Source organism: Serratia sp. H1w (genome assembly GCF_000633355.1).
Taxonomy (GTDB): Bacteria; Pseudomonadota; Gammaproteobacteria; order Enterobacterales; family Enterobacteriaceae; genus Chania.
The window spans coordinates 1-9,246 of sequence record NZ_AYMQ01000134.1; the positions used below are offsets into that span (position 1 = coordinate 1).

General features: G+C 48.2%; 6 protein-coding genes and 1 CRISPR repeat array. All 6 genes read left to right on the forward strand.

What is annotated here, in order from left to right:
* On the forward strand, positions 1-414 hold a 414-nt coding region (locus U869_RS29740), incomplete at its 5' end, for a hypothetical protein (protein WP_037439567.1).
* A complete protein-coding gene (locus U869_RS0126595) occupies positions 401-772 on the forward strand; it encodes a hypothetical protein (RefSeq protein ID WP_025122046.1) in 372 nt (123 codons plus the stop codon). The genes U869_RS29740 and U869_RS0126595, both read left to right, overlap by 14 nt.
* A 311-nt stretch (positions 773-1,083) precedes the next feature.
* Positions 1,084-1,614 carry a fimbrial protein gene (locus tag U869_RS0126600; protein ID WP_025122045.1) on the forward strand — a complete coding sequence of 177 codons (531 nt, stop codon included), beginning with the start codon at positions 1,084-1,086 and terminating at the stop codon, positions 1,612-1,614.
* Positions 1,615-1,998: 384 nt separating this feature from the next.
* A CRISPR array of direct repeats spans positions 1,999-3,826; the repeat unit is 28 nt; unit sequence GTGCACTGCCGTACAGGCAGCTTAGAAA.
* 279 nt (positions 3,827-4,105) lie between these two features.
* On the forward strand, positions 4,106-5,086 hold the full coding sequence (gene cas1f, locus U869_RS0126605; protein WP_025122044.1) for a type I-F CRISPR-associated endonuclease Cas1f: 981 nt from the start codon (positions 4,106-4,108) through the stop codon (positions 5,084-5,086).
* Positions 5,083-8,349, forward strand: coding sequence for a type I-F CRISPR-associated helicase Cas3f (cas3f, locus tag U869_RS0126610; protein ID WP_025122043.1), 3,267 nt, complete (start codon positions 5,083-5,085; stop codon positions 8,347-8,349). The genes cas1f and cas3f overlap by 4 nt, the downstream gene beginning before the upstream one ends.
* A 31-nt stretch (positions 8,350-8,380) precedes the next feature.
* Positions 8,381-9,246, forward strand: an 866-nt coding sequence (gene csy1 / locus U869_RS0126615) for a type I-F CRISPR-associated protein Csy1 (protein ID WP_025122042.1), incomplete at its 3' end; no start/stop codon positions are given.

A 9,246-nucleotide genomic window follows, 5' to 3' on the forward strand; every position in this document is an offset into this window, starting at 1 on the left:
TCTTCAATGATCACGGGTATAACTGAAAATGTGAAGCGTGATACGGTTAGTAAATCTGACTTCATCAACAACTTGCAACAAATGGCCTCTCTAGCGAGTTTATTCAATGATATCGGGGCGCAAAAGCTAAAAACCGCTCAAGCTAAAGCAGATCAAGCGTACATAGAAGAAGTACACGCATGTACATTAACAACGCGCGAAAATGCTATTAAATTTTCAGAACAACAATTCCAACAGCTAAAGTCAGTGCCAATGAATGAACAGGAAAAAGCAGCACTTATAGATACATACGCAGACTGGGTCACCTTTATGCAAAAAATAGCTGTTAATAATGATGCCGCTCAAGAATTAAACAATTTTAAAGCCGCTGCAAATAAATACATTGCTAATGTGAGGAAAAATGAAAGTTTATAAATGGATTGCCCTCATCCTTCCTGTCGCTTTATCTGGTTGTTTCATTGCCAACGTTGAATCCGGAAGGGCGTATAACGGGATGGATAGTGAATACACCTCATCTATGAATACGGAAATTACGGCTGCATGTATAAAAAATGCCTGGCAAAACAGTGATGTTCACATGGGACTTACCGCTGCTGGTGTCAGTCAGCGAAATACCGGCGATATGATAACACTTTATACTCTTAATTATACAGAAATAGTTGATGTTTCACCTTCAGTTGATGGTAAAAGCAGAGTCGTTTTTTACCATAACGGGGATAAAATTTGGGGCAGTAAGAAAATATTAATTTCCGGTATAAAAGGTTGCCTTTAAACGATACCCCGATAGTTAATCTAACTTAGCCAGCACTAATGCTGGCTTTTTTACATCCTGAGCTCAATTGGCCCAAACCTTATTTCAATAATGAATGGTTGCAGATCGCTAGTGGCCATATCCATCCTTGAAAAATGTTAACTATTGCGAACGTAGTCTGTGAAATACGCCCCAAGAAGTACACGAAGTGTGAATGAATTAAATAATTTTGCCTGTCACTGGCACAACGCAAACGAATTTCAATTATTCCGTAAAGTGCGATTATAGCTATGCACATTCGGTGCTATTATTTTTCAACAATGGACTCTATTATGAAAATTAAAAACTTGTTAGCTGTACTATTCTTAACAACTATTGCTTTTAGCTCGGCAACGATGGCCGAAGGTAATGGAAGAGTGACAGTGTCAGGTAGTATTATTAAGACACAAACATCTTGCTCTTTAGCTCCCGAGTCTCTTGACCAGACAATCGCATTAGGGCAGGTGGCCGATGCTGCACTGCTTGAAAACAATGGCTCTGGCAAGTCGACTGTACAACGATTCAATATTCAATTGGAAGATTGTGAAGTTTCTGGAGGCAATAGTGTGACCGTTACTTTTGTTGGCGTGGAAGGAAAAGAAGGGCGCCTTGGTATTACAGGAACGGCTAGTGGTGCCAGTGTTGCGTTGGCCGATGGTTCAGGGAATGTGCTTGAACTGGGAAAACCCAGCAAAAGCATTTCGCTCCAGGATGGTAACAACATCCTTCCTTTTACGGTTTACCTCCAGGGCGATGGTGTACCGGGAAATATTAAAGCAGGCGACTATCAAGCTGCGGCAGGCTTCATGCTGAATTTCCAATAAGCTATTAATTCTCATGTGAATATCGGGAGCCTGATGGCTCCCTTTCTTTGTTTACCCAACGAAGCTAACCAACCCCATCGAATTGAAGGAAATTTAGGGTACCGGAAGGACGCAGCGCAAGTGAAAAAATAAAGCAGTCTCGATACTGTTGTAACTAGCTAGCCAGTAGTACCTTTATGGCAACTAAAAAGTCTAGAAAGAAATTGAGCAACGCCATAAGACCCGTGATGCAGACTCTTTCCTAATCTGGTTGAACCCTAATTTTAGTAGTGTAGATAACTTATTGATTTTGTTAGTGAGAATGTTAGTCCATTAAAAAAGGGTTTTCTGGCTAATATGAGGATTATTGTTTAATTAACAGATGATTGGGGATAGGATAGAACAGTGCACTGCCGTACAGGCAGCTTAGAAACGTGCCCAAAGGACCGGCGGAGCACATTGGTAGTGCACTGCCGTACAGGCAGCTTAGAAATGCCATATCAAAGCAATCAGCTAGGGTAGGGAGTGCACTGCCGTACAGGCAGCTTAGAAAAGGGATGCGGCGAGGCTTCTCTAAGAAGTTTTGTGCACTGCCGTACAGGCAGCTTAGAAAATGAAATCCCTACATTTCATTCACTCGGGTGTGTGCACTGCCGTACAGGCAGCTTAGAAATGAACGCCATCGGCGTACGGGATAACGATTTCGTGCACTGCCGTACAGGCAGCTTAGAAATTACCTCTCGTTGATACTCTCAACGCAGTAAAGTGCACTGCCGTACAGGCAGCTTAGAAACTGAAAGTTGCCGGTAAAGAAATCAAGTTTTCGTGCACTGCCGTACAGGCAGCTTAGAAATCATTCACAGCGCTGGCGATGCCGTCGACGGCGTGCACTGCCGTACAGGCAGCTTAGAAATTATCCACCCGTTCCCACGTGCTGGCCATCTTGTGCACTGCCGTACAGGCAGCTTAGAAACGCTGAAAATGGCGCACAACGTCTGTTTGTTCGTGCACTGCCGTACAGGCAGCTTAGAAAGTTTGCATTTTTCGGCCTCCATTGTGCTACTTGTGCACTGCCGTACAGGCAGCTTAGAAAGTGGAAGCGCGTGGAGTAGAGAAGTTCGCGGCGTGCACTGCCGTACAGGCAGCTTAGAAAGTAAGGCCGGTTACACCTGCCAGGGAAACACGGTGCACTGCCGTACAGGCAGCTTAGAAATGAATGGGTGATCACCGTCGCCCGGAAGCTGAGTGCACTGCCGTACAGGCAGCTTAGAAAAGCAGTGCGGTTACGTACTCTTGCGAGTAAGTGTGCACTGCCGTACAGGCAGCTTAGAAATTTATAATGTTTACGGAACGCCTCAAACAACCGTGCACTGCCGTACAGGCAGCTTAGAAAATAGGGCAGCAGCTAGACCGTATAGCGTTGTTGTGCACTGCCGTACAGGCAGCTTAGAAATGTTTCTGTTTGAGTTGGTTGTATTCGCAATCGTGCACTGCCGTACAGGCAGCTTAGAAACATTTCACGATCTAACTTCCATTTCCTGCCACGTGCACTGCCGTACAGGCAGCTTAGAAACTACTCCCGCAAAACATGGTGGTGAAGCGCCTGTGCACTGCCGTACAGGCAGCTTAGAAAGAAGGCAGTGGAGTGTCGCTATCCCATGCATCGTGCACTGCCGTACAGGCAGCTTAGAAATCTAATGGAACGCTGGCCGTAACGCCAACTAAGTGCACTGCCGTACAGGCAGCTTAGAAACGTAATAAGTGGCGAATTGTTTCGCTATCTTGGTGCACTGCCGTACAGGCAGCTTAGAAATGGTGAACATCACCATGCTGATGGCTTGGTTCGTGCACTGCCGTACAGGCAGCTTAGAAATGTATGACGTTGAAACTGGCGAAGTGATTGAGGTGCACTGCCGTACAGGCAGCTTAGAAAAACTGGTTCAGCACTGCGGCCAGGGCAAACGCGTGCACTGCCGTACAGGCAGCTTAGAAATTCCGGCGCAGCAGCCGAGATTCCTCAATAAGGTTCACTGTCGTACAGGCAGCTTAGAAATATGGGGTTTGCATTGCCCAACGGCGCCACAGGTTCACTGCCGTACAGGCAGCTTAGAAAAAAGGCTATCAGGACGGCCTTAATTTAATTCCGTTCACTGCTGTACAGGCAGCTTAGAAAGCATGTGATTACATTTATACCGCCGGGATGGAGTTCACTGCCGTATCGGCAGCTTAGAAGAGGTGGCACCTATCTGGCGCGATTTCAGCCAGGGCCACTGCCGTACCGTCAACTTTCCCATCCTAGCCCTATCTTTATCATTAAGGTAATTTATATAAATCATTCATGGTTTTTATCTATATAAATGATTCATAGTCAATAAAAATTAAATAAAAACATAACATTCATCACTCTATCTAATAAGTAAAGTGTGCTAAAACATCACTATCGCGTGGACATCTGGCATAGAGCGTCTAGAGCCAGGTGGCTTATGGCATAAAAACAGGGATGTTTTCATCAATGCAAAATCAATTCTCGCCTTCCGAACTCAAAACTATTCTGCATTCAAAGCGGGCAAACCTCTATTACCTGCAACATTGCCGGATCCTGGTCAATGGAGGAAGGGTTGAGTATGTCACAGATGAAGGTAAGCAATCTTTATACTGGAACATCCCAATAGCCAATACTACTGCGGTGATGCTGGGGACGGGAACTTCCGTTACCCAAGCGGCAATGCGCGAGTTTGCCAAGGCGGGCGTACTGGTTGGCTTCTGCGGTGGTGGCGGTACACCTTTGTTTGCCGCCAATGAAGTCGAAGTGGATGTATCTTGGCTAACCTCGCAAAGCGAATACCGGCCTACCGAATATTTGCAGCATTGGGTTAGCTTCTGGTTTGATGATGACAAGCGTCTGGCAGCGGCGATTGCTTTTCAGCAGCAACGTATCGCTCAAATTCGCACTCACTGGCTTTCAGTACGCATGCAGCGTGAGCAAGGATTCGATATCGATGCGGCACGCCTTAATCCGGTGTTGGACAGTTTTATGCAACGTTTAGCTACTTGTCAGAATAGCAACGATGTCTTGGTGCAAGAGGCCGTGATGACGAAAGCGCTCTATAAGTTGGCTGCCAACGGTGTGCAGTACGGTGAGTTCAGCAGAGCTAAGCGCGGTGGCGGGGTTGATATCGCTAACCGATTTTTAGATCACGGTAATTATCTGGCCTATGGTTTAGGTGCCACCGCTGCCTGGGTGATTGGTTTGCCGCACGGTTTATCTATACTGCATGGCAAAACCCGGCGCGGTGGTCTGGTGTTCGATATTGCGGATTTGATCAAGGATGCTTTGATTCTGCCACAGGCTTTTATTGCTGCAATGACAGGTGAAGATGAGCAGGAATTTCGTCAGCGTTGCCTGCGTAGCTTTCAGCAGGCGGATGCATTGGATGTCATGATTGATACCCTGAAGGAAACAGCAGAAAGTCTATCGCAGGTGGGCAAATGAATATTTTGCTGATTGCCCAATGCAACAAAAAGGCCTTGGTAGAAACACGCCGCATTCTGGACCAGTTTGCAGAACGCAAAGGTGATAGAACCTGGCAGACGGCGATTACCTTGGAAGGGCTGAATACGCTGAGAAAGCTGCTGCGTAAAACAGCCAGGCGCAATACGGCGGTGGCTTGCCACTGGATCAAGGGCGGCAATCAGACCGAACTGCTTTGGATCGTGGGCAATCTACGGTGTTTTAACTCCGAGGGGTCGGTGCCGACCAATACTACCGAGCGCGATGTCCTGCGTAGTCAGGATGAAAATAGCTGGCATAGCGTGGAGACTATTAGCTTGATGGCCGGGATCGCCGGGTTATTCCATGATTTCGGCAAAGCCAACCTCCTATTCCAGAATGGCCTACAGGGTAAAGGGCGGTGTTATCAACCCTACCGACATGAATGGGTTTCATTGCGTTTGTTCTGCGCCTGGGTTGGTAATAAAAGCGATCGGGAATGGTTGGCTGCACTGAGCAATATCGGCGAACAAGATGAGAAACCGATGCTAGCCAGCTTGCTAAAAGATTCGCTAGATCCTTTTGTGAACCCTTTTATTGCTATGCCGCCGCTGGCAACGACCATCGCATGGCTGATTGTTTCCCACCACCGTTTACCGGCTTATCCAAAAGCGTCGCAAGAAGGCGGGAACCCACCAAAATTAAAGGAAATGGACGCCTGGTTAACGACACAATTAGTTGCCGAGTGGAACTCCACCAATAGCCAAATTGAAGGTTGGGTAGCGGAGGATCGCTGTGCTGTTTGGACTTTCCCCTATGGTACACCAATGCGCAGCGCAACCTGGCGAGATAAGGCACGCAAATTTGCCCAGCGTGCGTTACAACAATCCTCATTAATGCAATTTGGTGTATTGAAGCAACGTTTCACCAGCCATATGGCGCGTCTGGTGCTGATGTTGGCGGATCATCATTATTCTTCTTTACCGGCAACGGATGGTTGGCAAGATACGAACTACCAGGCATATGCCAATACCGATCGCCAAGCCGGTGGTTTGAAGCAGCGATTGGATGAGCACAATATCGGTGTGGGGCAGAATGCGCTGTTGCTGGGGCGCAGTCTGCCGCATATACGCACGACGTTACCGGCAATCACGCGTCATAAAGGGTTCAAGCAACGCAGTAAGACAGAGCGGTTCCGTTGGCAGGATAAAGCTTACGATCTGGCATGTGCAGTTCGCGAGCGCTCGGTAAAACAGGGTTTTTTTGGCGTGAATATGGCTTCTACCGGCTGCGGAAAAACCTTTGCCAATGCGCGAATTATGTATGGTCTGGCCGATGAAAAGTCAGGTTGCCGCTTTTCCGTTGCTTTAGGTTTACGCACCTTAACCTTGCAAACCGGTGATGCGCTGAAAACCAGGCTAGCGTTAGAAGATGACGATCTAGCCGTGCTAGTGGGATCCGCCGCAATCCGAGAACTGCATCAACTCAATAATGATAAAGCGGAGCCGCGCGGTACAGGCAGTGCTTCGGCAGATGAGCTGTTCGCTGAACATCACTATGTCAGTTACGATGGCAGCCTGGACGATGGGCGAATAAGCCGTTGGTTGCAAGATAAGGGGAAGTTACATGCACTCCTGAGTGCACCAGTATTGGTAACAACCATCGATCATCTGATCGGCGCGACCGAAGGTGTGCGTGGTGGTAAGCAAATTGCACCGATGCTGCGCCTGCTCACTGCCGATCTGGTGCTGGATGAACCGGACGATTTTGATATTGCGGACTTACCCGCTTTGTGCCGCCTGGTCAATTGGGCAGGGATGCTTGGTTCTCGCGTGCTATTCTCTTCCGCCACTTTACCGCCTGCACTGGTTCAGGCGCTGTTTAATGCCTATAAAGCTGGTCGGGCGGATTATCAGCAAGTGTGTGGCCAGCCAAATACACCATTAAATATCTGTTGCGCCTGGTTTGATGAGAACGATGCCGTTCAGCACGATATACAAGGGGCGAAAGATTTTAAAGCCGCACATGAGGCGTTTGTTGCCCAGAGGGTGGCAAAGTTGCAACACATAGCGGTACTACGTCGTGCACAATTGATCGCGGTGCAATCGGCAAACCAGCGGAAAAGCACGGTACTGGACAGTGTCACGGAAACACTTGCGGCCGCCATGCGCCAGTTGCATACGCTTCATCATCAAGAGCATCCCAAGGGTAAAACCGTGTCGTTGGGGGTGATCCGCATGGCAAATATTAATCCATTGGTGGCGGTGGCTCAACGGCTGTTACGAACGCCAGCACCGGATAATACCAGAATCCATTATTGTGTTTATCACAGCCAACATCCATTGGCGATGCGTTCGCATATCGAGCAACGGTTGGACGAAACCCTGACACGCTATTGTGAAACGGCATTGTGGCAAATCACAGAAATCAAACAGGCATTGGCGAATTACACCGAGCAGCATCACCTGTTTGTGGTGCTGGCGACATCCGTTGCCGAAGTTGGCCGCGATCATGACTATGATTGGGCTATCGCCGAGCCTAGTTCGATGCGTTCACTAATCCAATTAGCTGGGCGTATTCAGCGCCATCGGCAGAAGCCTTGCACGTCGCCAAATCTGTATATTTTGCAAAAAAACGTGAGGGCGTTGCAGGGTAATAAACCAGCTTATTATCGGCCGGGGTTTGAGTCTGAGAAATACCAACTACAGCTCAATAGCCACGATTTGGTGGATATTCTACAGCCTGCGCAATATGAAACCATCAGTGCTATACCTCGTGTTCAAGAACCATTGAAGCCAAAAGTCCATGACAATTTGGTTGATCTGGAACATGCCTGTTTACGCAGCGTGCTACAGGGGCGAAAGGATCTAGATAGCAAATATTACGCCGCCCTGTGGTGGCGTGAGCAGGCAACATGGTGCGCTGAACAGCAACGAGTTAGTCCATTCCGCCAATCTGCTGAAGAAGAGCCGCACTATTTGTGGATGGAAGACGAGGTGGATAGGCCACGCTTTAAATTCCCGGATATCGTCCCAGGGCAATGGAAGTTCAGCGACAACTTTCGCGAGGTTGAGGTTGCTTTCGTCGAGGGTGTTAGCGCCTGGATCACTGAGGATTACCCGACAATTTATCAAGAGCTGGCCGATAAATTGGGGATGGAGTTACCAGAGGTGAGTCAGAAGTTCGGTGAGATCAATCTGCGAAAAAACAAATCAGATCAATGGCATTTTCATCCGTTGCTAGGAGTGTTTGGCGCACTCGAATAAGTCATCTAATAACATTGAGGTAAGGAGGCGTATGAGTCAGAATGGACTAACCACTTTAATTGTTGAATATATCGCCAATCGTAAACAACCCAAGCTGGAGTCGTTGGAGAAAGAGACTGCCAAAAAACTGGCGGGGTTGACCGATCCTGAAGAGATCGCCGTAGCCAAGCAAGCTGCATTAGAGCTGCGGCAGGAATTAGAGAAAAACTACGCACCACGTAATTGGCTGACCGACGCCGCTGGCCGCGCCGGGCAAATCAACCTGGTGACGCATGCGCTGAAATTTACCCACAGTGATGCCAAAGGTAGCAGCATTTTCAGTGCGGGTGCGCCGGAACAGACAACAAACGTCCTTTCGACAGCAACGTTATCTCAACCCGCCGTTGATGCAGTTGGTAACGCAGCTGCGTTGGACGTGGCAAAGTTGCTACAGTTGGAATGTGAAGGCGAGTCGCTGATTGCCTGTCTGAGTCGTGATAACACCGCAGCGTTGCAGGAACTGGCGGAAAACCCGCAACAGTTGGAACAGTGGGTGGCCGGGTTCAAACAGGTTCTGACCAATAAAAACCTTTCTTCTCATGCTTTAGCTAAGCAGATTTATTTCCCGGTAGGACCGGGTGAATACCATTTGCTAAGCCCGCTGTTCTCTTCATCACTGGCTCATGCAATGCACAGCCGCATTAGCGAAGCGCGGTTTAGTGATAGTTCGAAAGAGATATACCAAGCCTTCAAAGCTGGTCAATGGCACCCCGAACCCCGCGTTATTTACCCTAAAACGGCGGCGTTAAATATGGGCGGAACCAAGCCGCAGAACATTTCCTATCTCAAGTGTCAATACCGATTGAATTCTGACCCACCTTGCCAAAGTAAAACTGCCCCCCCCCCTTTGAATTACTC